Genomic DNA, 26587 nt, shown 5'->3' on the forward strand with positions numbered 1-26587 from the left:
GGCGCAAAAGCCGCCACCCAAGAAACACTCTCAACAGGAGATGGATGTGAAACATACCCTCAGATATACGGCGGCGCTGGCCGCGCTGCTGGCCTCGGCAAGTCTGGCCCATGCCGATTGCGGCATCGAGAAAGGCTCGGTGCGGATTCTGTCGAACGACTTTCTGGCGCTGCAACTGGTCAGCGCCGCAGCAACCGCCTGCGCCAGCGACACGGTGACTGTGACCAGCAACCTGACCGCCGAGCACAAGAACATCCAGGTGCCCGCGCTGTCGACCAACCCGTCATCCTACACCATCGCGGTGGTGGCCAACGGGTCGCTGGTGCCGCTGCTGAATGACGGGCTGGTGCGCCCTATGGATGATCTGGTGGCGAAATACGGCCAGCAGTTGCAGCCCAACCAGCTGATCAAGATCGACGGCAAGGTGATGGCGATTGCCTTCATGGCCAACGCCCAGCACCTGATGTATCGCAAATCCGTTCTGGATGCGGCGGGCATCGCCGAGCCGAAAACCTATGAAGACATGGTGGCGGCGGCGGTTACGCTGAAGGAAAAGGGCGGCATCGCCAGCCCGCTGGTGGCCAATTTCAAACCCGGCTGGGATCTGGGGCAGGAATTCGTCAACATGTTCAGCGGCTACGGCGGCGAGTTCTTTGAACCGGGCACCGCCAATCTGGCTATCAACGGCGAGGCCGGGCTGAAGGCGCTGGCGATGATGAAGGCCATGGCCGACACGATGGCCCCCGAATACATGACCTATGACACCAACAGCCTTGATCCGGTCTGGACCGGCAGCGGGGCGGCGATGATGAACATGTGGGGCTCGCGCGCCAGCGCCATCATCGACACGGCCGGGGCCGCGCCCGATGTGGCCGCCGATACCGTTCTGGCGGCTGCCCCCACGGTGGGCGGTGGCACCATTCCCGCCACGACCCTGTGGTGGGATGGTTTTGCCATGGCCAAGAACATCACCGACGAAGACGCCGAAGCCTCGTTCCAGGCGATGATGGCGGGCATCGCGCCCGAGGTGGCCGCAGCCAATCCGGCGGCGGCAGCATGGCTGATCAAGGGGTATGAACCCACACCGGCAGCAGTCGGCGTGTTCGCCACCGTGGCGGCGGGGGCCAAACCCTATCCGATGCTGCCCTATATGGGGCTTTTGCACACGGCACTGGGCAACAACCTGGCCGAGTTCATGCAGGGGCAGGAATCAGCCGAACAGGCGCTGGCCGATGTGACCACCGCCTACAACACGGCGGCCACCGAAGCGGGCTTTCTGAAGTAAAGCCTGCCTGAAGCCGGGCGCGGCCTGTGCCGCGCCCCCTTTCCCGCCGCCCCCGCCCGCCTTCGGACAGGATCAGCCATGCGCCACCGCACGTTCTTTGCGTTCATACTGCCGTCGCTTGTGGTGATGCTGCTGTTCATCGCGCTTCCCATCCTGTCGGTGGCTTATCAGTCGCTGTTCATCGAGCATGAACAGGCGATGACCGCCGTGGAAACTTGCGACCCGTTCGGCTGCAAGACCGAGCTTCGGGTGGATGCGGCGGCGATGGAGGCCCTGCGCGAGGCCGAGCCCATGGGCAAGTTCAACGGCCTGGGCACCTATGCCAATTCCAGCCATCTGGCGTTTGACGAACTGGCGGCGATCTGGCGCGACAGCCCGTCGCTGGGGGTCGCCTTCACGCGCATGCTGAACCTGCCGCTTTACAAGGCGCTGTCGTTCACGCTGGCCTACACGTTCATCGTGACGCCGCTGGTCATCATCACCGGGTTTTTCATCGCGCTGGGTGTGAATGCCATACCGGGGCTGATCAAGGGCCCGGTCATCTTCTTTTCGCTGCTGCCGATGATCGTGACCCCGCTGATCGGGTCGCTGGTGCTGTTCTGGATGATCGATTCCAACGGCATTCTGGGCGCATCCTTGCAGCGGCTGCTGGGCGATCCCAGCCTGACGCTGAAAGCCTCGCCCACGCTGACCTGGACGGTGCTGATGGTCTATGGCGTGTGGCATTCCGCGCCGTTCAGCTTCATCGTCTATTACGCAGGCCTGCAAAGTGTGCCGAAAGACACGCTGGAATCGGCGATGATCGACGGGGCAAGCCGCTGGGAACGGGTGCGCTATGTCATCATCCCGCATCTGCTGCCGCTGACTACATTCATCGCGCTGATGCAGTTGATGGACAATTTCCGCGTGCTGGAGCCGATCGTGGGCTTTTCCGCCGCGGCCAATGCCACATCGCTGAGCTATCTGATCTACAACGACCTGCGCGGGGCTGAAACGCCGCTGTTCGGGTCAGCCGGGGCCACGTCGATGCTGACAATCTGCGGCGTGATCATCCTGTTGTCACCGGTGCTGCTGCGCACCTGGCGCGATTTCAACCGCAAGACGCATTGAGGGGGCAAAATGAAAAACCGTGCCGAACGCCAACCCCTGCCCCTGATGCTGCTGTGCTGGGGTTTCGTGCTTATCTGGCTGATCACCGCCGCCTTCCCGTTTCTGTGGACGCTGTGGGGATCGTTCAAGGTCGAGGCTGATTTCTTTTCCTATGCCGACTGGATGAATGCCGTCACCGGCACCCGCACCATCCAGCAGACGGGCAGCGCCTTTACCGGCGCGGGGTATGAGGGCGCCTGGGTGGAACAGCGGTTCTGGCTGGCGGTCATCAACACGGCCATCGTGACGGTCTGCGTGGTGGTGATCTCGCTGACCATCGGCACGCTGGGCGGCTATGCGCTGGCGCGGTCGGGGTTCCGCTATACGTTCTGGATCCTGATCGCCGCGCTGATCTTTCGCGCCATGCCGCATGTCACGCTGGTGTCGGGCTATCTGCTGCCGTTCTTCCAGTTGAACATCTGGGGCTATCTGCCCACCACGATCATCGTGCTGGTGGCGATCAACCAGCCTTTCACCCTCTGGATGCTGCATTCGTTCTTCCTCAGCATTCCCAAGGATCTGGACGAATCCGCCATGGTCGATGGCTGCACGCGGTTTCAGGCGTTCCGGCTGGTCATCATTCCGGTGATGTGGCCGGGCGTGGTCACGACGGGGCTGTTCAGCTTTCTTCTGGCCTACAATGATTTCACCGTCACCTCGATGCTGCTGACGCAGGAAAACCAGACCATGGTGCCCAAGATCGCCAGCTTCCTTGGCACGGTGCAGGCTGAAAACAAGGTGATGTATGCGGTGGCCGCCGTGGTGTCGGCCATGGGCCCGCTGTTCGTGCTGGTCTTGTTCTTTCAACGACAGATCGTCAGCGGCCTGACCGCCGGCGCGGTAAAGGGGTAGGTCATGGCACAATTGCGGCTGGTCAATGTCACCAAAGCCTATGGCGATTATGTGGGCGTGCGGGGCTTCAGCCTCGACATAAAGGATCAGGAATTTCTGGTGCTGCTGGGGCCGTCGGGCTGCGGCAAATCCACCACCATGCGGATGATCGCCGGGCTGGAGGATGTGACCAGTGGCGAGATCTGGCTGGGCGACCGGATGGTGAACAATCTGGAGCCCAAGGACCGCGACATATCCATGGTGTTCCAGTCCTACGGGCTTTACCCCAACATGACGGTCTACGAGAACATCCGCTTTCCGCTGAAGGTGCGCCGCGTGCCCGCCGCCCAGCAGCATGACATGGTGATGCGGGCGGCGCAGATGGTGGAACTGACCGAGTATCTTGACCGCCGCCCCGCCGCGCTGTCGGGGGGCCAGCGGCAGCGCGTGGCCTTGGGCCGGGCCATCGTGCGCAAACCCACCGTGTTCCTGATGGATGAACCGCTGTCGAACCTGGACGCCAAGCTGCGTGTGTCGACCCGCGCGCAGATCAAGAACCTGCAACACACGCTGAAAACCACCACCGTCTATGTGACCCATGACCAGATCGAGGCGATGACACTGGCCGACCGGGTGGTGGTGATGAACAGGGGCGAGATCCAGCAGGTCGGCACCCCCACCGACATCTATGACATGCCCGCCAACACCTTTGTCGCGGGTTTCATCGGCAGCCCGGCCATGAACCTGATCGAAGGCACGCTGGCAAACGGCAGTTTCACCGCCGAGGGGCTGCGCATCGACGGGCTGACCACCGCACATTCCGGAAATGTGACGCTGGGCTTTCGGGCCGAGGATGCCACGATCACCCGGCAGGGCGGCCAGATCGCGGCACCCGTCTATTCGATCGAACTGCTGGGCGAGGCGTCGATGATCAGCTACCGCATCGGCGGCGCGCTGGTGTCGGTGAAGGCCGCCAAGGATTACCGCGCCGCGATTGGCGAGATCGTCGAGGCCAGCATTCCCGCCGGCATCTGCCATCTGTTCGATACCGCCAGCGGCAAACGGCTGGGTGCGGCATGACACCCGAAGAACGCTCTGAGGCCTCACGCCAGGTCATCACGCGGATGGAGGCGGCGCTGGCCGCCAATTCCAACGACATGGCCGCCCATTTCCATGAGGATTTCCGCTGGATCGGCAACACGGGCTGCGGCACCAAACCGGGGCTGCAGGCGTTTCGCAACAACTGGCAACTGCCGCTGCGCGCGGCATTCACCGAACGCACCTACAACACCGTGCAGTTCATCGCCGAAGGCGATTGGGTATCGTGCTTTGGCCATATCGAGGCCACGCATTCCGGCCCGTTCATGGGCATCGCCGCAACCCAAAAGCGGGTGATCATCCCCTACATGGATTTCTGGCGCATCGCGGACGGCCGGATCAAGGACAACTGGGTATCGGTCGATTTCGCGCATGTGCTGGCCCAGCTGGGCCGCGATGTTTTCGACGGCATGGGATGGGAGGCTTACGACCGTGGCGACATGGTTCCGCCCAGACCCTGACAGCGCCAGACCACCGGAACGAACGGCGGGGTTCACCCCGTCATGCCCGCAGGGGCAAGGAGGATAGAATGACCATCACCCATCTTAAACGCGGCAAATCGGATGCCGACCGCGCCACCGACGATGCCGCCGTGCGCGCCACGGTCGAAACCACGCTGGCCGACATTGCCGCGCGTGGTGACGCAGCGGTGCGCGAGTTGAGCCAGAAGTTTGACGGCTATGCGCGTGACAGTTTCCTGCTGACCGCGTCGGAAGTTGAGGCGGCGATGCAAAAGGTATCGGCCCGCGATATGGACGACATCCGTTTCGCACAAGACCAGATCCGCCGCTTTGCCATGGCGCAGCGCGCCAGCATCACCGATATCGAGGTGGAAACTCTGCCCGGCGTGATCCTGGGGCACCGCACGATACCCGTGCAGTCGGTGGGCTGCTATGTGCCCGGTGGCAAGTTTCCCATGGTGGCCTCGGCGCATATGTCGGTGCTGACGGCGGCGGTGGCGGGTGTGCCGCGCATCGTGGCTGCGGCCCCGCCGGTGAAGGGCGAGCCGCATCCCGCCATTGTCGCCGCCATGCAACTGGGCGGCGCGCACGAGATTTATGTGCTGGGCGGCATGCAGGCCGTGGGGGCCATGGCGCTTGGAACCCAGACGCTGAAACCGGTGGATATGCTGGTCGGCCCCGGCAATGCCTTTGTCGCCGAGGCGAAGCGCCAGCTTTATGGCCGGGTCGGGATCGACCTGTTCGCAGGCCCCACCGAAACCATGGTCATCGCCGATGACACCGTGGATGCCGAGTTGTGCGCCACCGATCTGCTGGGGCAGGCCGAACATGGCTACAACTCGCCCGCCGTGCTGCTGACCACCAGCCGCAAGCTGGCCGAGGCGACGCTGGCCGAGATTGACCGCCTGCTGAAAATCCTGCCCACCGCCGCCACCGCCGCCGTATCATGGCGCGACTATGGCGAGGTGATCGTCTGTGATACGCATGACGAAATGCTGGCCATGGCGAATGATATCGCATCGGAACATGTGCAGGTGATGACCGACCGTGACGACTGGTATCTGGAAAACATGCACAGCTATGGCGCGCTGTTTCTGGGGCCGCGCACCAATGTGGCCAATGGCGACAAGGTGATCGGCACCAACCACACGCTGCCCACCAAGAAGGCAGGGCGCTATACTGGCGGCCTGTGGGTGGGCAAGTTCCTGAAAACCCACAGCTATCAGCGCATCACCACCGATGCGGCGGCGGCGATGATCGGCGAATACGGATCACGCCTGTGCATGCTGGAAGGTTTCGTCGGCCATGCCGAACAATGCAACATCCGCGTGCGCCGCTATGGCGGTCGCAACGTGGCTTACGGGACGGCGGCGGAATGACCCTGCCCCGCACCCCCAGCTTTCGCCTTGATGGCCGCCGTGCGCTGGTGGCGGGCGCGTCGTCGGGCATCGGGCTGGGGGCTGCCGTGGCGCTGGCCGAACAGGGTGCCGATGTGGTTCTGGCGGCGCGGGGGGCGGCGGCTTTGGCCGCCGTTGTCGATGACATGCGGGCGGCGGGGTTTCGTGCCAGTGCATTGGCGCTGGATGTCACCGATATAGACGCGACGGCGGCGGCGGTGGCAGAACATGGCCCGTTCGACGTGCTGGTAAACTCTGCCGGTCTGGCGCGGCACAGCCCCGCCACCGCCACAACCCCCGCCGATTATGACGCGGTGATGGGCGTGAACGTGCGCGCCGCCTACTTTCTGGCGCAGGCCGTTGCGCGCGGGCTGATCGCGGCGGGCAAGCCCGGGTCGATCATCACGATCTCCAGCCAGATGGGCCATGTCGGCGGCATCGACCGCGCGGTCTATGCCGCCACCAAACACGCGGTGGAGGGGATGACCAAATCCATGGCGATCGAATGGGGTCAACATGGCATCCGCGTCAATACGCTGTGCCCCACCTTCATCCGCACGCCGCTGGCCGAACAGACGCTGAAAATCCCCGAACGCAAGGCCTGGATCCTGTCAAAGATCAAACTGGGCCGGGTGGGCGAGGTGGAGGATATCATGGGTGCCGTGGCGTTTCTCGCCTCGGATGCGGCTGCGCTGATCACAGGGGCGGCCTTGCTGGTGGATGGAGGTTGGACGGCAGACTGATGGCCAATGACAAAGTCACATCGCTGGAGGTTGCCAAACGCGCGGGCGTCAGCCAGTCGGCGGTCAGCCGGGTGTTCACGCCCGGCGCGTCAGCCTCGAAATCCACCGTGCAGAAGGTGCGGCAGGCCGCCGAAGAGCTGGGCTATCGCCCCAATGTTCTGGCGCGCAGCCTGATCACCGGGCGCACCCGCATCATCGGGCTGGTGGTGGCCTATCTGGAAAACCAGTTCTACCCCGTTGTGATGGAACTGCTCAGCCGCGCCTTGCAGAACAAGGGCTATCACATCCTGATCTTCATGGCCGAGAATTCGACCGAAAAGGTCGCGCAGGTGATGGAGGAACTGCTGGATTATCAGGTGGATGGCATCATCACCGCATCGGTTGCCATGACCAACGACCTGACGGCGCGCTGCACCGCCGTGGGCATTCCGGTGGTGATGTTCAACCGGGGCCAGGATGACGAGCGCCTGTCCGAGGTCACATCCGACAATATCGCGGGCGGGCGGCGGGCCACGGAATTCCTGATAGCCGGGGGCCATCGCCGCATCGCGCATGTGATGGGTTGGCAGGGCGCATCCACCGGGCGCGACCGGGCCACAGGCTTTCGTCTGGCGATGGATGCGGCGGGGCTGGCCCCGCATGCGATGATCGACGGCATGTATTCGCGCGAGGTGGCGGCCGAGGTGGCCCGCGACCTGTGCCGCGGCCCCGACCGACCCGACGCGATCTTTGTGGGCAACGATCACATGGCCTTTGCGGTGATGGATGCGCTGCGCCATGACCTTGGCCTGTCGGTGCCCGGCGACGTTTCCATCGTGGGCTATGACGATGTGCCGCTGGCCGCCTGGCCCGCCTATGGCCTGACCACTATCCGCCAGCCGGTGAACCGCATGGTCGAGGCCACGGTCGAGGCGCTGCTGAGCCAGATCGAATCCGGCGACAGCGCCCCCCGCAAAATCCGCATCGACGGCCCGCTGGTGATCCGCACCTCGGTCCGCAAACCAGAGTAGACCCATGCACGGCTTTGACCCGAAGTTCCGCGACTTTCCCGATTACATCATCGGCATCACCAAAGAGATATGGGAGGATCGCGGCCTTGCCACTTTGCACCGCTATTACAGCCCCGATATCGTGGTGCGCTCGCCCGGTAGCGTGGTGGTGGGCAATGACCGGGTGATTGCCGCCACCATGGCGACGCTGGCCGAATTTCCCGACCGCAAGCTGCTGGCCGAGGATGTGATCTGGTCGGGCACGCCGGAACAGGGGATGCTGTCATCGCACCGGATATTGTCCACCGCGACGCATCTGGGCGACGGTGCCTATGGTGCGGCCACGGGCAAGAAGCTGACCTACCGCATCATGGCCGACTGCCACGCCATCGCCAACCAGATCAACGACGAATGGCTGATCCGCGATCAGGGCGCCATCGTGCGGCAGATGGGCTGGGATCCGCAGGCCTTTGCCCGTGACCAGATCGCGCGCGAAGGCGGGCCGGAGGCTTGCGTGAAACCCCTGACCCCCGGCAATGACCGGCCCGGCCCCTATGCCGGGCGCGGCAATGACAACCCCTGGGGCCAGCGGCATGCCGACATGTTGACACGCATCATGGCTGCCGATTTTACCGTGATCCCGCAGGCCTATGACCGCGCGGCGCAGCTGGAATATCCGGGCGGCGTCACCGCCCACGGGCCTGCGGCTGCCGACCGGTTCTGGATGGGCCTGCGCGCCGCGCTGCCGGATGCCACCTTCACAATCCACCACCAGATCGGGCGCGACGACCCGCTGATGCCACCCCGTTCCGCGCTGCGCTGGAGCCTGCATGGCACCCATGCCGGTTGGGGGGCTTTTGGTCCGCCCAGCGGTGCGCCGGTCTATCTTTTGGGCATCAGCCATGCCGAATTCGGCCCCTTTGGCGCGCAAGGCTGGGGCCTGCGCCGCGAATTCACGCTGTTCGATGAAACAGCCGTCTGGAAACAAATCCTTCTGCATAAAGGTGCCCTATGACCACTTTGACCATGGCCGAAATGGACGCCCGCATCGTGCGCTACGGCGATTTGCGGCCCTGCAAGACCGCCTTCATCGACGCGCATACCCCGGGGTCCGACCAGAAGGAAAACTTCACCATCATCGGCGGCGGCGTGTCCGAATCCGCCGATCAGCATGTGCATATCGTCGATACGCCCGGCTTCAACATCGGCGCGGCGGGCCAGCCGCCGAAATGCCGCAACAGCCTGCATTCCCACCGCACGGCTGAAGTGTTCTTCGCGCTGAAGGGCCGCTGGCGGTTCTTCTGGGGGCGCTGGGGCACGGCGGGCGAAGTGGTGCTGGAGGAAGGCGACATCATCAACATCCCCACCGGCATCTTTCGCGGGTTCGAGAATGTAGGCACCGATTACGGGATGATCATGGCCATTCTGGGCGGTGATGACGCGGGCGGCGGGGTGATCTGGGCGCCGCAGGTCATTCAGGATGCCGCAGGGCACGGGCTGGTGCTGGGCCAGAACGGCAAACTCTATGACAGCAAGAAGGGCCAGAGCCTGCCCGCAGGCGTGGCCCCGATGCCGCTGCTGACCGAGGCAGAACTGGCGGCCTTTCCCGAACCCACCACAGCCGAGGTCGTGCCGCATCATGTGGCCCGGTATTGGGACATGATGGCGCTGTCTGACCGCCAGCCCGCCCGGGTGATCGGCCCCGATGCCATTTTGCGCGACCGGCCCGGGTTCGATGTGGAACTGCTGTCGCGCCAGTCGATCCCCGCCACCCCCTACAGCCTTGACGCGCATGAGGTGCTGATGCCGATGCGCGGACACTGGCGGCTGACATGGGATGCGGGGGCCGGCACCGAAGGCACGACCGCGCTGAACCCCGGTGACACCTGCGCCATCCCGCCCGGCCTGTCGCATGCGCTGGCCCCGGCGATGACCGGCGAGGCCAGCCTTTACCGGGTGCGCGCAACCACCGACAAGGCCGGGCCAACGTGGAGGGGCTGACCAGCGCCCAGCCCCGGTCTTGGCCCGCCGCCGTGGCCTGCGCAACATGATGCCGCTGGTGCTGATCCCCGGCATGATGTGCGATGCGCGGCTGTTCGCGCCGCAGATGGCCGCCTTTGCCCGCTGCCCCCTGCTGCACGCCCCCTGCACCGAGGCGGACAGTGTCGAGGGCTTGGCGGCGGCCGTGCTGGCGGTGGCCCCGCCCCGTTTCGCGCTGGCCGGGCTGTCGATGGGTGGCATCGTGGCGATGGAGGTGCTGCGTCAGGCCCCCGGACGGGTGGCGAAACTGGCGCTGCTGGATACCAATCCCCTGGCCGAGACCGCGCAGGTGCAGGCACGCCGCCCCGCCCAGATCGCCGAGGCGATTGCAGGCGGGCTGGACCGCGTGATGCAGCGCGACATGATCCCGCACTATCTGGCCGATGCGGAAAGCCAGCCGGGCATTGCTGCGCTGTGCCTTGACATGGCGCTGGGGCTTGGCCCCGAGGTGTTCGCCCGTCAGTCCCGCGCGCTGGCCACACGGCCCGACCAGACCGCCACGCTGGCCGCCTTCCATGGCCCCGCGCTGGTGCTGACCGGCGCGCATGACCGGCTTTGTCCGATGGAAAGACACGCCCTGATGCACCGCCTGATGCCGCAATCGCGGCTGGTGGTGATCGACGGCGCGGGCCACCTGCCCGTGCTGGAAAAACCGATGGAAACGACAGCGGCCCTGCGCCGCTGGTGGGAGGAATGATGGACGCCGCCTTGCTGACCCAGCTGCGATCCGTGGATACGCCGACCGTGTGCAACGCCATCGAGGTGGTGCAGGGCAAGCGCGGCTTTGCCGCATTCACCCGGGGCACGATGCTGTGTTCAGCGCCCGATGCGCCTGCCGTCGTCGGCTATTCCGTCACCGCGACCATCGCCGCCCTGCACCCTGCGGAAGAACCGCCCGCCGTGATCCGCGCGCGCCGCATGGCCTATTACCGCGCCATGGCCGATGCCACGAAACCGGCCGTCGCGGTGATCGAGGATCTGGATTACCCGCATGCCATCGGCGCCTATTGGGGCGAGGTGAACACCACGATCCACAAGGGCTTTGGCCTGTCGGGCGCGCTGACCAATGGCGTGATGCGCGATCTGGGCGACATGGCCCCCGGTTTTCCGGTCATCGCGGGGTCGGTCGGCCCCAGCCATGGGTTCGTGCATGTCCGTTCACTGGGCCAGCCGGTGACGATCTTTGGCCTGACCGTGGCGCAGGGCGATCTGATTCACGCCGACCGGCACGGCGCGCTGGTGATACCGCCCGAAGTGGTGCCGCATCTGGCCGCCGCGATTGACCGGATGCGCGCGACGGAACGGCTGATCATTGACCCCGCCCGCGCCCCCGGCTTCGACTTTGCAGCGTTCGAGGTGGCATGGGCAGCGTTCGAGGCGGCGCGCACCTGATGGAAGACGCCCCTCAACCCGATCCGGATGCGGCACTGGACACCACCGGCATTGCCCTGACCGCCGCTGAACGTGACGGCATCCGCCAGACTGCGGCGTTTCTGGCGCAATCGCGTGCCTTGGTGCAGGCCTATCTTGCCGCGCGCGAGGCCCCGGATGCCTGACCGCAGCATTGCCGAGGCAGGCGCGCAGATGCGGGCGGGGCGGCTGACCGCCCGCGCGCTGGCCGAGGCGCATCTTGACCGGATCGCGGCGGAAAACCCCGCCATCCGCGCCTTTGTTGCCGTGACACCTGACCGGGCGCTGGCCTGCGCCGCGCAGGCAGATGCCGATTTTGCCGCAGGGATCGACCGTGGCCCGATGCAGGGTATTCCCTTTGCCATCAAGGATCTGGTTGACATGGCGGGCCTGCCCACCACCTGCGGATCACGGGCGGCACCCGCCACCCCCGCCGCCACCGATGCCGCCGTGGTGGAACGCCTTTTGGCAGCCGGCGCGGTGCCGCTGGGCAAGGTGGCGACCTATGAATATGCGCTGGTCGGGCCATCGTTCGACGGCCCCCACCCGCCCCCGGTGAACCCCTGGAACCCCGACCATATCACCGGCGGGTCATCCTCTGGCTCGGCTGCGGCGGTGGCGGCGGGGCTGGTGCGCGTGGCCGTCGGCACCGATACCGGCGGGTCGATCCGCAGCCCGGCCTGTTATTGCGGCGTGGTGGGGCTGAAGCCCACGCACGGGCTGGTGTCGCGGCACGGCATCTTTCCTTTGTCGCCCGATCTGGATCATGCGGGCCCGCTGGCGGCATCGGTGGCCGAGGCCGCGCTGATGCTGGATGCCATGGCGGGGTTTGATGCCCGCGACCCGGCCAGCCGCGCCTGCGCCGGGCCTGCGGCGGCTGAACTGGGCCAACCCATTGCCGGAATGCACGTCGGCTATGCCCGCGACTGGTTCGCCACTGACCCCGCGCTGAATCCCGCCGTGCTGGTCGCCATGGACGATGCGGTGTCGGCCTTGTCGCTGCTGGGCGCGCGGATCAGCCTGATCGCCCTGCCCGACTATGCGGTGATGGAGGCCGCTGGGGCCATCATCCTGCACCATCGGGCGCTGACCATCCACCGTCACCGGCTGCACGCCTATGGGCGGCAGGCGCTGCAAAGCCTGCTGGCCGGGCTGGGGCTGACCGGGGCTGATCTGGCCGATGCCCGCACAGCCGCCCGCCATCTGCGGGATGAAACCGATGCCATCCTTTCGCGGTTTGACGCGGTGGTGACGGCCAATGTTCTGGCCCCCGCCCCGCCCTTTGCCGCCTTTGCCGGGAACAAGGCGGTGTGGACGGCGATGCGCACCCTGCCGTTCAACCTGACGGGCCACCCGGCACTGGCCCTGCCCATCGGCTTTGCCGGTGGGTTGCCGATGGGCATGCAACTGATCGGGCGCGCATTCAGCGAGGCGCGGCTCTGCCGCATCGGCCATGCGTTCGAGGCGGCCACCGACCATGCCGCACAGCGCCCGCCCCGTCAGACGGGCGGGCGCTGAGGCGGGTCAGCCCTTGACCTGCATCCGGTCCAGCCGCAGCTGGGCCGCGCGGCGGTGCCCCTCCAGCCCCTCGCTGGCGCTTTGCCGGGCGGCGGGCGGGGCCACGGCGGCCACGCCACGTTCATCAAGCCATTGGTGCGTCGCGATTTTCACATAGGCCCCGACCCACAGCCCACCGGTATAGCGGCCCGCCGCCATGGTGGGCAGCGTGTGGTTGGTGCCCGAACATTTGTCGGAATAGACAACGCTGGCCAGTTCACCGATGAACAGTGACCCATAGTTGCGCAGCCGTTTCGCCATGGCATGCGGATCGGCGGTATGCACCTGCAGATGCTCGGCCGCGATCAGGTCGGAATAGGCGATCATCGCCGCCTCGTCGTCGCAGATGGCAATCTCGCCAAAGTCGCGCCAGGCGGGGGCGGCCACATGCGCGGTGCTGAGGGTTTCCAACTGCGCCTCCACCTCGGCCAGCACGGCGGCGGCAAGGCCTGCATCGGTGGTAATCAGCCCGACCCGCGTGCGCACGTCATGCTCGGCCTGCGCCAAAAGATCGGTGGCGATCATCTGCGCATCGCCGGTGCTGTCGGCCAGAATGAAAATCTCGGACGGGCCGGCCAGCTGGTCGATGCCCACCGGGCCGAAGACCTGCCGTTTCGCCTCGTTCACAAAGGCATTGCCGGGGCCGACGATCTTGACCACCTGCGGCACGGTTTCGGTGCCGTAAGCCATGGCCGCAATCGCCTGCGCGCCGCCGATGCGGAAAATCCGGTCAGCCCCCGACAGATGGCAGCCCGCGATCATCGCGCGGTGGGCGTTGGGTGGCAGGCAGGCCACCACCTCATCCACACCCGCCACCTTGGCGGGAACGATGGTCATCACCGGGGCGGACAGCAGCGGAAACCGCCCGCCCGGCACATAGCAGCCCACCCGCTCGATCGGAATCACCCGGTGCCCCATGAACACGCCGGGGCGGATTTCGGTTTCCAGCGGCAGGATGGTGGCCAGCTGCGCCTGGGCAAAGGCGCGCACATTGGCGATGGCAAATTCGGTATCGGCCCGGGTTTGCGGATCAAGCTCGGCGACCGCCGCCAGGCGGTCCTCCATCGGCACCTCAAACGCCGCGAGTTCCGCCTTGTCAAATTCCAGCGCAAAGCGCGCCACCGCCGCATCGCCCGATTGCCGCACCTCGCGCAATACCTCGGCCACCAGCGCCTCGATCCGGGCGGTGTCGCCCGAGGTCGCGGGTGCGGGGGCCTTCAGCCAGGTGACGCCGGGGACCGAAGACGGGGTGGGATTCATGTTGCAAATGCTCCGCGCTGCCAGTTGTGCCGGCATTCCGCGCCGGTGCCAGCGGGAAATATCACAGATGCGGCGCGGGGCCAATGATTTTTGCATTCGTTTGCAAAACTGTTCACCACGCTGTCTGTGCCGTGCAAGTCAGGCGACCGGCCAGTTGAACCACCCGGTTTCAGCGTTCCGCGCCCCCGAAGCATGGGACGCGGCTATTGCCGCACAGGTTTGCCCAACAGGATTGCGCAAAGCAGTTTCTGCACACAGGAAGCTGTGTCAGCCCGCCATCACCCACACCGCACTGCGGCGGCAATGGCAAGGCAGCCGCAGCAATCCGGGCTGCGCTGTCGCGACGTGCCACGCGAGGCGCGGACTGCCGGATTTTCAGAAGGTTGCGATGAAATGGTGCCCCCAGAGAGACTCGAACTCCCGACCCTCTGATTACAAATCAGACGCTCTACCAGCTGAGCTATAGGGGCACGCGCCCGCTATAGCGTCAGGCGCAGGGGCTGGCAAGAGCAGGCGAAACGGGGTGGCAGGTGGTAACGGCGCATCAACCGGTCTGGCCGCCAAAGACGGGCGGGCCGGGGATTGGCCCGCCCCGGGGTCAGAAGGGCGGTCCACACACGCCCCCCCGCCCCGTTTCCATGTGCCGCTGCACATGCTGACAAGATGTGCACCAGCCCGGCACTTGTCCCCCGGCCTGACCGCCGGGGTGCGGCAAACCCGTTGCAAGCCGCATAGGTATCGTTGACCCCGCGTCACAACCTGTCAAATGAAATGTGGCTTTATGTTTCTTTCCTTTGCCTGTATGTTGTTTTCGGCAGTGTTTGCCCTCCATTCGTCGCAAAACCAACAGTCCAATCCCACATGCCCGGCCATTTTCCTGCCAGCCACCGCGAACGCGAAATCCTTGACCTGCTGGATGATTCTGGCTCGGCCCGGGTGCAGGATCTGGCGCAGCGGCTGGCGGTGACGGAGGAAACCATCCGCCGCAACGTCAAACGGCTGGAAGCGCAGGGCCTTGTGACCAAGGTGCATGGCGGCGTGCATCTGAAGGATTGGGGGCCGGAGCCCAGCTTTGCCCAGCGTTTCGTGCAGAACCCCACCGCCAAGCGCCGTATCGCGCGCCATCTGGCGGGGATGATCGGCAACGGCGCCTCGCTGATCCTCGACATCGGCACGACCACCGCCCATGTGGCCGAGGCGCTGCGCAACCACCGCGATCTGCTGGTTGTCACCAATTCGCTGGCGGTGGCGCAGGCGCTGGCGGCGCGCAACGGCAACCGGGTGTTCATGGCGGGCGGCGAATTGCGCAGCCATGATGGCGGGGCCTTTGGTGCCGAGGCGCTGGCCTTTGTGCGGCAGTTTCAGGTGCGCCATGCCGTGCTGTCGGCGGCGGCAATCAACGCCCGCGCCGGATTCATGTTGCAGGATCTGCGCGAGGCCGAATTGTCCCGCGCCATCATCGAACAGGCCGAAGAGGTCATTATCGCCGCCGATGCCACCAAGTTCGGCCGCACCGCCCCGATCCGCATCGCCGATCCGTCACTGGTGCGCCGTCTGGTCACGGATGCGCCACCACCCGCAGATCTGGCCCACGCATTGGCCTTGGCGGGGGTAGAGGTGGAGGTTGCCGGGGCCTGAGGGCCGCAGCCGCTGGTCCAGAAAAACCGCGCCTCAGCCCCAGTCCAGCACCACCTTGCCCGATTGCCCCGACCGCATGGCGGCAAAACCCGTCTCGAAATCATCCACGCCAAAACGGTGGGTTATGACGCGGCGCACGTCCAGCCCGTTTTCCAGCATGGCGATCATCTTGTACCAGGTCTCGAAAATCTCGCGGCCATAGACGCCCTTGATGGTGATGGCCTTGAACACAATCCGGCTCCAGTCCACCGGGGATTTGCCGGTCGGAATGCCCAGCATGGCGATGCGCCCGCCCATCACCAGCGATTCCACCATCTGATCCAGCGCCATCTGGTTGCCCGACATCTCCATGCCCACGTCAAAACCCTGCACGATCTTCAGCCGGGCCATCACATCGCGCAGATCCTCCGTCGCCACATTCACCGGCGTCACATCGGTGACTTCCGCCGCCAGCGCCAGCCGCGCCGGGTTCACATCGGTGATCACCACATGCCGCGCGCCCACATGCCGCGCCACCGCCGCCGCCATGATGCCGATGGGGCCTGCGCCGGTGATCAGCACATCTTCCCCCACCAGATCAAAGCTCAAGGCGGTGTGAACGGCATTTCCCAAAGGGTCCAGTATCGCGCCGATCTCATCATCAATGCTGTCGGGCAGAGGCACGACGTTGAACGCAGGCAGCCGCAGATATTGCGCGAAAGCCCCCGGTTCGTTCACGCCGATGCCCCGCGTTGCCGGATCCAGATGGAATTTCCCCGCGCGTGACTGCCGCGACAGCTTGCCGATCAGATGCCCCTCGCCCGACACGCGCTGACCGATGGCCAGGCCTTCGACATTGCGGCCCAGTTCCACGATCTCGCCCGCAAACTCATGCCCCGTCACCAGCGGCACCGGCACGGTTTTCGCCGCCCATTCATCCCAGTTCCAGATGTGGATGTCGGTGCCGCAGATGCCGGTTTTCCTGATGCGGATCAACACGTCATCCGGCCCGATGTCGGGCACGGGGCGCGTCTCCATCCACAGCCCCGGCTCGGGGCGGGCCTTTACCAGTGCTTTCATTTCATTGGTCATTGCAAAGCCCCCACGTGCTTGCCCGCCGCACGGAAGGCATCAAGTGCAAAATCCAGATCGGCCCGCGTCAGCGCCGCATTCATCTGCGTGCGGATGCGCGCCTGCCCTTTCGGCACCACGGGGAAAAAGAACCCCGCGACATACACCCCACGCTCGTAAAGCGCCTGCGCCATCCGCTGCGCCAGAACCGCCTCGTCCAGCATCACCGGGATGATCGGATGTTCCCCCGGCAGCAGCCGGAACCCCGCGTCGGCCAGACCCGCCCGCCAATAAGCCGCATTTTCCAACAGTTGCGCCCGCAGGTCATCCGCCGCCTCCACCAGATCCAGCGCCGCCAGACCAGCCGCCACCACAGCAGGCGGCAGCGCGTTGGAAAACAGATAGGGCCGCGCCCGCTGCCGCAGCAGATCAACCACCGCCTGCGGCCCGGCGATATAGCCGCCAAGCGCCCCGCCCAAGGCCTTGCCCAGGGTGCCGGTAAGAATGTCCACATCCACCGCGAAATGTGCGGGCGTGCCGCGCCCCTCCGGTCCCATGAACCCCGTGGCATGGCAGTCATCCACCATCACCAGCGCGCCGTATTGCGTGGCAAGCCGCGTCACCTCGGGCAGTTTCGCCAGAGTGCCGTCCATGGAAAACACGCCATCCGTCGCCACCATGATGAACCGCGCGCCATCGGCCCGCGCCTGCACCAGTTGCGCCTCCAGATCCGCCATGTCGGAATTGGCATAGCGATAGCGTTTCGCCTTGCACAGCCGGATGCCGTCGATGATCGAGGCATGGTTCAGGCTGTCGGAAATCACCGCATCCTCGGGGCCCAGCAGCGGCTCGAACAGCCCGCCATTGGCGTCGAAACAGGCGGCGAACAGGATGCTGTCATCCTTGCCCAGATAGGCCGCGATCCGCGCCTCCAGCTCCCGGTGCAGATCCTGCGTGCCGCAGATGAATCGGACGGATGCCATGCCATAGCCATGGCCATCCAGCGCCGTCTTGGCCGCCGCCACCAGCGCCGGATGATCGGCCAGCCCCAGATAATTGTTGGCGCAGAGGTTGATCATCCCGCGCCCGGCCACCGTCACATGCGCACCCTGGGCCGAGGTGATCAGCCGTTCACGCTTCAACAGGCCATCGGCCTCGATGCCCGCCAGAGTGTCGGCCATATGGCCCAGAAATGCCGCCTTGTCCGCCATGACAGATGCTCCTCCGTTTTGGCGGAATATGCCGCCATCAGCCCGCTGTGTCAATATAGCGGACAGAAATCCGCTGTCACGGAATCTGCCCCCCCCTCTTTCCAGAGGCAAGTATCCTCGGGGGGTCCGGGGGGCAGACAGCCCCCCGGCGCCGGCAAGCCTTGGTCCGCTAACTGTCCTGCACGATCAGAATGGCCCGCGCAGCCCCCTCGACCGCCGAAATCGCATGCGGCCGGTCCGCCGGGTAGCGCGCGGTGTCGCCCGCCGCCAGCAGCGAGTCGTCGGGCCCCGATACCACGCGCAGCACGCCGTCGATCACCGTCAGATGCTCGCGGCATCCCGGTGAATGCGCCTCGCTGATCAATGCGCCCCCGACCGCGAAGGTCAGGTCATAAACCTCATGCTCGCCCACCGCCTCGGCCGGTGACAGGATGCGGATCCGCACCCCCTGCCCGCGCCCCTCGATCACCGGGGCGGCACTGGCGCGGGTCACGTCGATGCCGGGCACGGGTTTTGCCTCCAGCAGGCCCGCGAAATCCACCTGAAGCGCCTGCGTCAGGTTCCACAGCGTCGCCACTGTGGGCGAGGATTCGCCGCGCTCGATCTGGCTGACCATCGACCGGCTGACGCCTGACAGCTTGGCCACGGCATCAAGGCTGAGGCCGCGCGCCTTGCGCGCCTCGCGCAGGGACAGGGCCAGCCTATCATGTATGTCGGAGCGCGGGTTCATGGCGCCACTTTGCGGGGCTGGCAGGCCCGCGTCAATGCCCGCGCCGGGGGAGCCGCCCTCGGCCCCATCGAGGGGCCTCGGGCGGCGTTGCCACGGCTGGGCTGGAGGCCGGTCACGGAGGGCCGGGCGGCGCAGGCCTCCGGCGGGGATATTTGGGCCAGTGTGAATGTTTGTTGGTGTGAATGTCTGCCGATGTGAATGTCGGGCAGCAGGGCAGTTGGCCTTGCGGGGGCATTCGAGGGGCTGTCCGCCGCAGGCCCGCCAGTCAGGTGCCGCAGAAGGTGCGGTAGCGCCCGAAGCCTGCGGGCGCGGGAAGGGCATAGCCCTCGCGCCCGGGCTGGTCGGTGAAGGGGGTGGCCAGCACCGAAAGCAGGGTTTCAAACGGTCCCATGTCGCCGTGTTGGGCGGCGGCCAGCGCCTCTTCGACGCGGTGGTTGCGGGGGATACAGGCGGGGTTCACCGCGTTCATGGCCTGACCCGCACCCGGGGCGAGGCGCGCGCGCCAGCGGGGCAGCCAATCGTCAAGCGCCGTCGCATCGGCGAACAGGGGGCGCAGCAGGCCCGCATCGCCCCCGACTGCCGTGGCAAGGCGGCGGAAGGTCAGCGTCCAGTCCGCGGCCTGCCCGTCCATGGCGGCAAGCAGGCCCTGCGCCAGCGCGGCATCGCCGGCATCTTCACCCGCCAGCCCCAGCTTGGCGCGCATCACCGCCAGCCAGGCGGATTCGTAGGCGGGCATCAGATCCCCCAGCGCCTCGGTTGCCAATGCCACGGCGCGATCCTCGTCCGCATCCAGCAGCGGCAGCAGCGCCTCGGCAAAGCGCGCCATGTTCCAGCCCAGCAGCAGCGGCTGGTTGGCATAGGCATAGCGCCCGCCGCTGTCGATCGAGGAAAACACCGTGCCCGGCGCATAGGCCTCCATGAAGGCGCAGGGGCCATAGTCGATCGTCTCACCGGAGATGGCCACATTGTCGGTGTTCATCACGCCATGGATGAAGCCAAGGCCCATCCATTGCGCCACCAGCCGCGCCTGCGCCCCGGCGACCGCGCGGAAAAAGCCAAGGTAATCGCCCTGTTCCAGTGCCGGGTAGTGCCGCGCCATGCTGTAGTCGGCCAGTTGGCGCAGCTTTGCCACCTCGCCCCGCGCCGCGAAATACTGGAATGTGCCGACGCGGATATGGCTGGCGGCCACGCGGGTCAGCACGGCCCCCGGCAGCGGGCCGGTGTCGCGCAGGATCGACTGGCCGGTCGTCACCGCCGCCAGCGCCCGGGTGGTGGGCACGCCCAGCGCATGCATCGCCTCGCCGATCAGATATTCGCGCAGCACCGGGCCGATGGCGGCCTTGCCATCGCCCGAGCGGGAAAACGGCGTGCGGCCCGAGCCTTTCAACTGGATGTCACGCCGCGCGCCGTTGCGGTCGATCACCTCGCCCAGGAGCAGCGCGCGCCCGTCGCCCAGTTGCGGCGAGAACCCGCCGAACTGGTGCCCGGCATAGACCTGCGCCAGCGGATGCGCGCCCGTGGGCAGCAGGTTGCCGGAAAACACGCCGGCGGCGACAGGCTCCAGCGCCGCCGGATCCAGCCCCAGTTCCGCCGCCAGCGCATGGTTCAACCGCAAGAGCCGGGGGGCCGGAGCCTCTGCCGCCTGCCAGTCGACATAGAATCCGGGCAGATCGCGGGCATAGCTGTTGTCAAAGCCAAAGGCGGGCAGCGGGACGGCGGAGGCAGGCAGGGTCATGGCATGTTCCGGGCTTGGTCATGGCAGATATGGGGTATCGCCGGGGCCGGGGCAACGGGCGGGTCTGACCGGATGGCCGCTGGTGCCGTGCGGGACAACGGGGCGTCCGTGCCGTGACGGGTGCAAACAGGCAGCAACGCCATGGTCTGCAAATGGTCGGAGCGAGAGGATTCGAACCTCCGGCCCTCGGTTCCCAAAACCGATGCGCTACCAGACTGCGCTACGCTCCGACACAGCGCCTACCTAACCGGGATCGTGGCGGTTGAAAAGCGGGTAATCGGGGGTTTGCGGCAAAGCACTGGCGCGCGCATCGCCTATTCGGCGCAGGGCCAAGCCGCCTGCGCCTGATCCAGCGCGGGATGGCGCAGTTCCGCCCCCGGCACGATGCCCAGCCGGGCCGCCAGCCCACCGTTGATTTCCAGCACCGCCAGCACATTCGGCCCGCCCGGGATCGGCGTTTCATCGCCCGGCACGGCATTGGCATGCACATGCGTCACCAGCCCGGTCGGATCGGCAAAGATCATGTCCAGCGGGATCAGCGTGTTCTTCATCCAGAAACTCGCCGTCTGGGGCCGTTCATAGATGAACAGCATCCCCGCCGCCGATGGCATGCTTTCGCGGTGCATCAGGCCCTGCGCCCGTTCGGCCACCGTATCGGCCAGTTCCACCGTAAAGCGCGCAACGCCGCCCGGGCCGCGAAGATCGACCTGATCGTCACGGCAGGCCGCTGCGGCCACGCCGGGCAGCAGCAGCATGCAGATGGCCAGCGCCGCCCGCATCAGTCGGCCGACCGCGCAGCGGCCTCCCACGACAGCACCTGCACGGCCATGCGGCCACGCTTGCCGTCGATGATGCGCAGCGCCACCGCCTCGCCCGCGCCCAGATCGGCAAAACCCGACAGGCGCAGCACCTCGACATGGATGAAAACATCCTCGGGGCGCCCGAACACGTTGGCAAAGCCAAAGCCCTTGCCCTTGTCGAACCATTTCACCCGCGCCGGTTCCATCGGGCGGGCGGCGATCTCTTCCGGAGAGGCCAGTTCGCTGTCATCGCTCAGCTGAAATCCGGTGCCGGCGGGCGGCTCGATCTTGAGCACCTCCACCGCCTGCACACCGCGCTGCGTCATCTGCACCTTGACGGAAATCCCGGCGCCATCGGCGACCGAACTCTGCCCATAGTTGCGTAACACATTGGCATGCAACAGAATATCAGATCCAGCTTCTTCGGTCACAATGAAACCGAAGCCCTTGGCAGGATCAAACCACTTCACGCGACCATGCACTATCTGCAAGGCCTTATCATCATCTTCCATGTCCAGAGCCGTTTCCCCAGATAGAGCCCCACGAGCGCAGTCTTGCATGCAAACGATACAAAGGTTCAAGCACAAATTATCTGCCACTGTCGCGCCGGACCGTCCGTGCCGGACGAATTACAGGCGCCAAACCCGCACAACGCGCATTGCCGCCGCTGGAACCGCGCAACGGCGCTGCGCAAACGCCGCAACCCGAAACCAACCCGCCGGTTTCGCGGCGTGCATCAGGGGTTCAGCCGTGTGACCTGCCACGCTTCGCCGGGGGTGGAACGCCGCCAGCAGAAACGGTCGTGCAGCCGGAACGCGCCGTCCGCCCAGAACTCAATCTCCAAGGGGATGATGCGGATGCCGCCCCAAAACGACGGGCGGGGCGGGTTCGGCCCCTTGGCCGCCGTCATTTTCGCCACCGCCGCCATCAGCGTCAGGCGCGAGTCGAGTGGTTGCGACTGGTCCGAAGCCCAGGCCCCCAACCGGCTTTTCAGACTGCGCGAGGCGTAATAGGCATCTGCCGCCGGCCCTTCCTCGCGTTCTGTCAGGCCCCTCACGCGGATCTGGCGGCGCAGCGATTTCCAGTGCAGCACGAAGGCCGCCTTGCCGCTGGCGGCAATCTCCTGCCCCTTGGCGCTGCCGTAGTTGGTGTAGAACACGAAGGCCGCCGGTTCGATGTCCTTCAGCAGCACCATCCGCGCATTGGGCAGGCCATCGGCATCCACCGTGGCCAGGGCAATGGCGTTGGGGTCGTTCGGCTCCAGCGGCGTGGCCTCGTCCAGCCAGGCGCTGGCGATGGCAAAGGGGTCTTCGCCCGCGAAAATTCCGGTTCTGTCCATCTTGTTCCTTCCGGCCCGGTGCGCGCCAGATGCGGTTTCCCGGCCCTTGTGCAGATTTGCAACGGAACCTAGCCCCCGGCCCGGCCCCCGGCAAGCCTGCCCGCAGTTTTGCCACATGCAACCAGAGGTGTTTACCCGCACCCTTGATGCGCCCCGCCTGATCGCCTACAGCTTTGGCCTGAAGAAAAACCTGGGCGAGGGACGCCATATGTCGAACGGATTGCTGGCCGGAAAACGCGGGCTGATCATGGGGCTTGCCAATGACAAGTCGATTGCCTGGGGCATTGCCAAGGCCTGTGCAGATCAGGGCGCGGAACTGGCGTTCTCTTACCAGGGAGAGGCGCTGAAAAAGCGGGTCGAACCCTTGATGGCCACCATCGGGTCCACCGTCATCCACGAATGCGATGTGGGCAACCCGGCCAGCCTTGACGCATTGTTTGCACATATCGGCGAGGTCTGGGGGCATCTGGATTTCGTGGTGCATGCCATCGGTTTTTCCGACAAGAACGAGCTGCGCGGGCGTTACGTCGATACCACTTCCGCGAATTTCGCCATGACGATGGATATCTCGGTCTATTCGTTCACCGCCGTCTGCCAGCGTGCTGAAAAGATGATGGGCCCGGGCGGCAGCCTGCTGACACTGACCTATTTCGGCGCTGAAAAGGTGATGCCGCATTACAACGTGATGGGCGTGGCCAAGGCGGCGCTGGAGGCGTCGGTGATGTATCTGGCCGAGGATCTGGGCAAGGACGGCATCCGCGTGAACGCGATCTCGGCCGGCCCGATCAAGACGCTGGCGGCATCTGGCATCGGCGATTTCCGCTACATCATGAAATGGAACGAGCTGAACTCGCCCCTACGCCGCAACGTGACGCAGGAAGAGGTGGGCAAGGCCGCGCTTTACCTGCTGTCAGACCTGGGGTCGGGCACCACGGGCGAGGTGCTGCATGTCGATGCCGGCTATCATGTGGTTGGCATGAAGGCGGTGGATGCGCCCGACATTGATGTGGTGACAGGGCGCGGGGCCAAGGCGGGCAGCGAATGACGCTGGCGGCCTTTCTGGCCTTTGCACTGCTGTCGCTGTTTGCCGCCGTGTCCCCCGGCCCCGCCGTGCTGATGGCCGCGCGCACCGGCCTGACCGAAGGCTTCCGCACCGGGGCCCTGCTGGCGGCGGGCATCGGCGCGGGGGCCGTGGTCTGGGCCTCTGCCGCAATGTTCGGGCTGAACCTGCTGTTTGCCGCGGCCCCGGCCCTGCTTTGGGCGCTGAAAATTTTGGGCGGCGGCTATCTGGTCTGGATGGGCGTGAAGCTGTGGCGCGGCGCATCCCAGCCCTTCATCACCGCCGATGCCCGCCCGGTGCCGCGTTCGGGGGCCTCGGCCTTCCGTCTGGGGCTGTTCACCCAACTGGCAAACCCGAAACCCGCCGTGATGTTTTCGGCCATCTTCCTTGGCACCGTGCCGCAGGGCACGCCTGCCCCGGTCTATGCCGCCCTGCTGGCCGTGGTGTTTTTCAACGAAACTGTCTGGAACATCGCCGTCGCGCGCATCTTCTCGCTTGACCGCACGCGCGCCGCCTATATCAGCCTGAAAACCATCATCGACCGCAGCTTTGGCGGGCTGCTGGCCTTGCTTGGCCTGAAAATCGCCGCGACCTGAGGGGGACACCATGAAAGACCGCCTGCCGCATGAAAAGGGTTTCCATGTGTCCTGGGACCAGATCCACCGCGACGGGCGCGCGCTGGCCTGGCGGCTGGACGGGCACGGGCCGGATGGCGGGCCGTGGAAGGCCGTGGTCGGCATCACCCGCGGCGGTCTGGTGCCCGCGATGATCGTGGCGCGCGAACTGGACATCCGCATCGTCGATACGATCAGCGTGAAAAGCTACAACCATCAGGCCCAGACCGCGCCCAAGGTGATCAAGGCCCCGCAGGCCAGCATCATGGGCGACGGCAGCGGCATATTGATCGTCGATGATCTGGTCGATACCGGCAAGACGCTGGAACTGGTGCGCGCGCTTTACCCCAAGGCGCATTTCGCCACGGTCTATGCCAAGCCCTCGGGGCGGCCCATGGTGGATACCTATATCACCGAGGTCAGCCAGGACACCTGGATATTCTTTCCCTGGGACATGGCCCTGCAATATGTGGAGCCGTATCGGGGGAAGGACTGAGGCGCTTTCGCGCCTCAGGTAGTATCATCACTTCTTGCTGTCGGGTGTGGTGTGAATGGGTTTCCATTCGTGTCCGGGCTTTGTCGTCGGTGGCAGCCGAGTATTGTCCGGCACCGCAGCAAAGTTGGGTTTCGCGCCGCCGCGCGGACCAACCTCTTGGAAGATACCACCATTGCGGCCAGTGCCCGCCCCAGGTTTTTGTGTCATGTTCAATCACCTCCTTTCCGGTGAAGGATCACCTTTCCGCGAGATGGGAACAAAAGACGATCATTCAATATGTGGCTGATTTTTTTTTATCACGACGAAATACAGTGTCAGTTTCGAGATATAGTGTGAAAGTGGAGGTGTTGCGTCTTATGTTGAGCCTTTCAGTTACAATGAAGGGTCGCTAGGCTGAATTGAGATCATATAAATCGGTGAAGTAGCATGACCCTGCCCCTGAACCCCGCCATGGCCGCCACCTTCCCGCCTCCGGTGATGGAGGCGCGGCGCTGGTTGCAGGGGGCCACCTTCCCGCCTGACCGCCCGCTAATCAACGTGAGCCAGGCGGCGCCGGTCGAAAGCCCGCCGCTGGGCCTCCGGCAGGCGCTGGCGGAGGCCGCGCTGAACGACCCGCAGGCGCATCTTTACGGACCTGTGCTGGGCATGCCTGCCTTGCGGGCAGAGATTGCCGCGCAATGGTCGCTGGCCTATGGCGGCAGCATTGCGCCCGAGCAGGTGGCGATAACCCAGGGCTGCAATCAGGCCTTCACCGCCGTCATGTCCACCCTCGCCGGGGCGGGGGATGCGGTGATCCTGCCGACGCCGTGGTATTTCAACCACAAGATGTGGCTGGACATGCAGGGCGTCACCACCACGCCACTGGCCACCGGGCCGGGCCTGATCCCCGATGCGGATCAGACGGCGGCGCTCATCACCCCCGCCACAAAGGCCATCGTTCTGGTCAGCCCCAACAACCCGGGCGGGGTGGAATACCCGGCCGAGACGCTGCTGGCCTTCCTGACGCTGGCGCGGGCCCATGGCATCGCGCTGATCGTTGATGAAACCTACCGCGATTTCGACAGCCGCACCGGCGCGCCGCACGCCCTGTTCACCGACCCCGACTGGACCGATACGCTGATCCACCTTTACAGCTTTTCCAAGGCCTACCGGCTGACCGGGCACCGCGTGGGCGCGGTGGTGGCCAGCACCGGCCGGCTGGCCGAGGTAGAGAAATTTCTGGATACCGTGGCCATCTGCCCCAGCCAGCTGGGCCAGATCGGCGCGTTGTGGGGGATGCGCAACCTTGCGCAATGGGTGGCGGGCGAGCGGGCGGAAATTCTGGCCCGCCGCACTGCCATGCACAGCGGCTTTCACGCGCTGCCCGACTGGCGGCTTCTGGGCTGCGGGGCCTATTTCGCCTATGTCGAGCACCCCTTTGCCATGGATTCCGACGTGCTTGCCAAGCGGCTGGTGCAGGAGGCGGGCCTGTTGATGCTGCCCGGCACCATGTTCCAGCCCGCCGGATCGGCCGAGGGCAAACGCCAGTTGCGCATCGCTTTTGCCAATGTGGACGCGGCGGGCATCGGCCAGCTGTTTGCCCGGTTGGCGGCGCTGCGGCTGTAGCCACGGGTGGCTTGTTCTTCCTGTGCCGGTTTCTGCCCCCGTGCTTGCCTCTGCCCCCGTGACCGCTTACAGAAACGCGGGGTATAGCG

28 protein-coding genes and 2 tRNA genes are annotated in these 26587 nt (G+C 65.6%); 19 read left to right on the forward strand and 11 right to left on the reverse strand.

Features of this window, described 5'->3' with window-relative positions; all coding sequences use genetic code 11:
- Positions 1-40 precede the first annotated feature (40 nt).
- From GEU84_RS04785 to GEU84_RS04850, 14 genes are all read left to right on the forward strand, one after another.
- A complete protein-coding gene (locus GEU84_RS04785; RefSeq protein ID WP_152824254.1) occupies positions 41-1285 on the forward strand; it encodes an ABC transporter substrate-binding protein in 1245 nt (414 codons plus the stop codon).
- 78 nt (positions 1286-1363) lie between these two features.
- Positions 1364-2395 (forward strand): carbohydrate ABC transporter permease, encoded by a 1032-nt coding sequence (locus GEU84_RS04790; protein ID WP_152824253.1) that lies wholly within the window; start codon positions 1364-1366, stop codon positions 2393-2395.
- 9 nt (positions 2396-2404) lie between these two features.
- Complete coding sequence (locus GEU84_RS04795) at positions 2405-3286, forward strand: carbohydrate ABC transporter permease (protein WP_152824252.1); 882 nt, start codon at positions 2405-2407, stop codon at positions 3284-3286.
- A gap of 3 nt (positions 3287-3289) precedes the next feature.
- Positions 3290-4345, forward strand: coding sequence for an ABC transporter ATP-binding protein (locus GEU84_RS04800; RefSeq protein ID WP_152824251.1), 1056 nt, complete (start codon positions 3290-3292; stop codon positions 4343-4345).
- Positions 4342-4824 (forward strand): ester cyclase, encoded by a 483-nt coding sequence (locus GEU84_RS04805; RefSeq protein WP_152824250.1) that lies wholly within the window; start codon positions 4342-4344, stop codon positions 4822-4824. Before GEU84_RS04800 ends, GEU84_RS04805 begins: the two co-directional genes overlap by 4 nt.
- 68 nt (positions 4825-4892) lie before the next feature.
- On the forward strand, positions 4893-6203 hold the full coding sequence (gene hisD / locus GEU84_RS04810) for a histidinol dehydrogenase (RefSeq protein ID WP_152824249.1): 1311 nt from the start codon (positions 4893-4895) through the stop codon (positions 6201-6203).
- Positions 6200-6964 carry an SDR family NAD(P)-dependent oxidoreductase gene (locus GEU84_RS04815; protein WP_152824248.1) on the forward strand — a complete coding sequence of 255 codons (765 nt, stop codon included), beginning with the start codon at positions 6200-6202 and terminating at the stop codon, positions 6962-6964. The genes hisD (GEU84_RS04810) and GEU84_RS04815 overlap by 4 nt, the downstream gene beginning before the upstream one ends.
- The gene (locus GEU84_RS04820) at positions 6964-7974 is read left to right on the forward strand and encodes a LacI family DNA-binding transcriptional regulator (RefSeq protein ID WP_152824247.1); all 1011 of its coding nucleotides are present in this window, start codon (positions 6964-6966) and stop codon (positions 7972-7974) included. Before GEU84_RS04815 ends, GEU84_RS04820 begins: the two co-directional genes overlap by 1 nt.
- 4 nt (positions 7975-7978) lie before the next feature.
- Positions 7979-8968 carry a nuclear transport factor 2 family protein gene (locus GEU84_RS04825; protein WP_152824246.1) on the forward strand — a complete coding sequence of 330 codons (990 nt, stop codon included), beginning with the start codon at positions 7979-7981 and terminating at the stop codon, positions 8966-8968.
- 5 nt (positions 8969-8973) lie between these two features.
- Complete coding sequence (locus GEU84_RS04830) at positions 8974-9954, forward strand: cupin domain-containing protein (RefSeq protein WP_217438513.1); 981 nt, start codon at positions 8974-8976, stop codon at positions 9952-9954.
- A gap of 46 nt (positions 9955-10000) precedes the next feature.
- The gene (locus GEU84_RS04835) at positions 10001-10690 is read left to right on the forward strand and encodes an alpha/beta fold hydrolase (protein WP_152824508.1); all 690 of its coding nucleotides are present in this window, start codon (positions 10001-10003) and stop codon (positions 10688-10690) included.
- A complete protein-coding gene (locus GEU84_RS04840; protein WP_152824509.1) occupies positions 10690-11385 on the forward strand; it encodes an RraA family protein in 696 nt (231 codons plus the stop codon). Before GEU84_RS04835 ends, GEU84_RS04840 begins: the two co-directional genes overlap by 1 nt.
- On the forward strand, positions 11385-11549 hold the full coding sequence (locus GEU84_RS04845) for a hypothetical protein (RefSeq protein WP_174539322.1): 165 nt from the start codon (positions 11385-11387) through the stop codon (positions 11547-11549). Before GEU84_RS04840 ends, GEU84_RS04845 begins: the two co-directional genes overlap by 1 nt.
- Positions 11542-12921 (forward strand): amidase, encoded by a 1380-nt coding sequence (locus tag GEU84_RS04850; RefSeq protein ID WP_152824245.1) that lies wholly within the window; start codon positions 11542-11544, stop codon positions 12919-12921. The genes GEU84_RS04845 and GEU84_RS04850 overlap by 8 nt, the downstream gene beginning before the upstream one ends.
- 6 nt (positions 12922-12927) lie before the next feature.
- On the opposite strand, the gene hisD (GEU84_RS04855) is transcribed toward GEU84_RS04850, so the two are convergent.
- Positions 12928-14220, reverse strand: coding sequence for a histidinol dehydrogenase (gene hisD / locus GEU84_RS04855; RefSeq protein WP_152824244.1), 1293 nt, complete (start codon positions 14218-14220; stop codon positions 12928-12930).
- A gap of 394 nt (positions 14221-14614) precedes the next feature.
- A tRNA-Thr gene (locus GEU84_RS04860) sits at positions 14615-14690 on the reverse strand.
- Between the two features lie 391 nt (positions 14691-15081).
- On the opposite strand from GEU84_RS04860, the gene GEU84_RS04865 reads away from it, so the two are divergent.
- The gene (locus GEU84_RS04865; protein WP_152824243.1) at positions 15082-15858 is read left to right on the forward strand and encodes a DeoR/GlpR family DNA-binding transcription regulator; all 777 of its coding nucleotides are present in this window, start codon (positions 15082-15084) and stop codon (positions 15856-15858) included.
- Positions 15859-15891: 33 nt separating this feature from the next.
- Here GEU84_RS04865 and tdh read toward each other — a convergent pair whose 3' ends face one another.
- From tdh to pdxH, 8 genes are all read right to left on the reverse strand, one after another.
- Positions 15892-16917, reverse strand: coding sequence for an L-threonine 3-dehydrogenase (gene tdh / locus GEU84_RS04870; protein WP_152824242.1), 1026 nt, complete (start codon positions 16915-16917; stop codon positions 15892-15894).
- An 8-nt stretch (positions 16918-16925) separates the two neighbouring features.
- Positions 16926-18119 (reverse strand): glycine C-acetyltransferase, encoded by a 1194-nt coding sequence (locus GEU84_RS04875; protein WP_152824241.1) that lies wholly within the window; start codon positions 18117-18119, stop codon positions 16926-16928.
- Positions 18120-18288: 169 nt separating this feature from the next.
- Positions 18289-18849, reverse strand: coding sequence for a helix-turn-helix domain-containing protein (locus tag GEU84_RS04880; RefSeq protein WP_152824240.1), 561 nt, complete (start codon positions 18847-18849; stop codon positions 18289-18291).
- A 265-nt stretch (positions 18850-19114) separates the two neighbouring features.
- Entirely contained in the window at positions 19115-20584 is a 1470-nt protein-coding gene (locus GEU84_RS04885) for a protein adenylyltransferase SelO (RefSeq protein WP_152824239.1), read from the reverse strand.
- A 153-nt stretch (positions 20585-20737) separates the two neighbouring features.
- Positions 20738-20814: transfer RNA gene (locus GEU84_RS04890), tRNA-Pro, on the reverse strand.
- A gap of 84 nt (positions 20815-20898) precedes the next feature.
- A complete protein-coding gene (locus GEU84_RS04895; protein WP_420899268.1) occupies positions 20899-21393 on the reverse strand; it encodes a DUF192 domain-containing protein in 495 nt (164 codons plus the stop codon).
- Positions 21363-21896, reverse strand: a complete 534-nt coding sequence (locus tag GEU84_RS04900) for a cold-shock protein (protein ID WP_152824238.1) — start codon at positions 21894-21896, stop codon at positions 21363-21365. The genes GEU84_RS04895 and GEU84_RS04900 overlap by 31 nt, the downstream gene beginning before the upstream one ends.
- A 224-nt stretch (positions 21897-22120) precedes the next feature.
- Positions 22121-22723: a pyridoxamine 5'-phosphate oxidase gene (gene pdxH, locus GEU84_RS04905; RefSeq protein ID WP_152824237.1), complete on the reverse strand. Its 603-nt coding sequence runs from the start codon at positions 22721-22723 to the stop codon at positions 22121-22123.
- A gap of 208 nt (positions 22724-22931) precedes the next feature.
- On the opposite strand from pdxH, the gene fabI reads away from it, so the two are divergent.
- The 3 genes from fabI to gpt are packed head-to-tail and all read left to right on the forward strand — an operon-like array spanning position 22932 to position 24893.
- Positions 22932-23768, forward strand: a complete 837-nt coding sequence (gene fabI / locus GEU84_RS04910; RefSeq protein ID WP_152824506.1) for an enoyl-ACP reductase FabI — start codon at positions 22932-22934, stop codon at positions 23766-23768.
- Positions 23765-24379 carry a LysE family translocator gene (locus GEU84_RS04915; RefSeq protein WP_152824236.1) on the forward strand — a complete coding sequence of 205 codons (615 nt, stop codon included), beginning with the start codon at positions 23765-23767 and terminating at the stop codon, positions 24377-24379. The genes fabI and GEU84_RS04915 overlap by 4 nt, the downstream gene beginning before the upstream one ends.
- A gap of 10 nt (positions 24380-24389) precedes the next feature.
- Complete coding sequence (gene gpt, locus GEU84_RS04920) at positions 24390-24893, forward strand: xanthine phosphoribosyltransferase (protein WP_152824235.1); 504 nt, start codon at positions 24390-24392, stop codon at positions 24891-24893.
- A 27-nt stretch (positions 24894-24920) separates the two neighbouring features.
- Here the strand turns inward: gpt and GEU84_RS04925 are convergent, their stop codons facing one another.
- Positions 24921-25100, reverse strand: coding sequence for a hypothetical protein (locus GEU84_RS04925; protein WP_152824234.1), 180 nt, complete (start codon positions 25098-25100; stop codon positions 24921-24923).
- A gap of 219 nt (positions 25101-25319) precedes the next feature.
- Here GEU84_RS04925 and GEU84_RS04930 point away from each other — a divergent pair, with 219 nt between their 5' ends.
- Positions 25320-26498 (forward strand): aminotransferase, encoded by a 1179-nt coding sequence (locus GEU84_RS04930; protein ID WP_152824233.1) that lies wholly within the window; start codon positions 25320-25322, stop codon positions 26496-26498.
- Positions 26499-26587 lie beyond the last annotated feature (89 nt).

It is taken from the genome of Fertoeibacter niger, assembly GCF_009380135.2.
Taxonomy (GTDB): Bacteria; Pseudomonadota; Alphaproteobacteria; order Rhodobacterales; family Rhodobacteraceae; genus Fertoeibacter; species Fertoeibacter niger.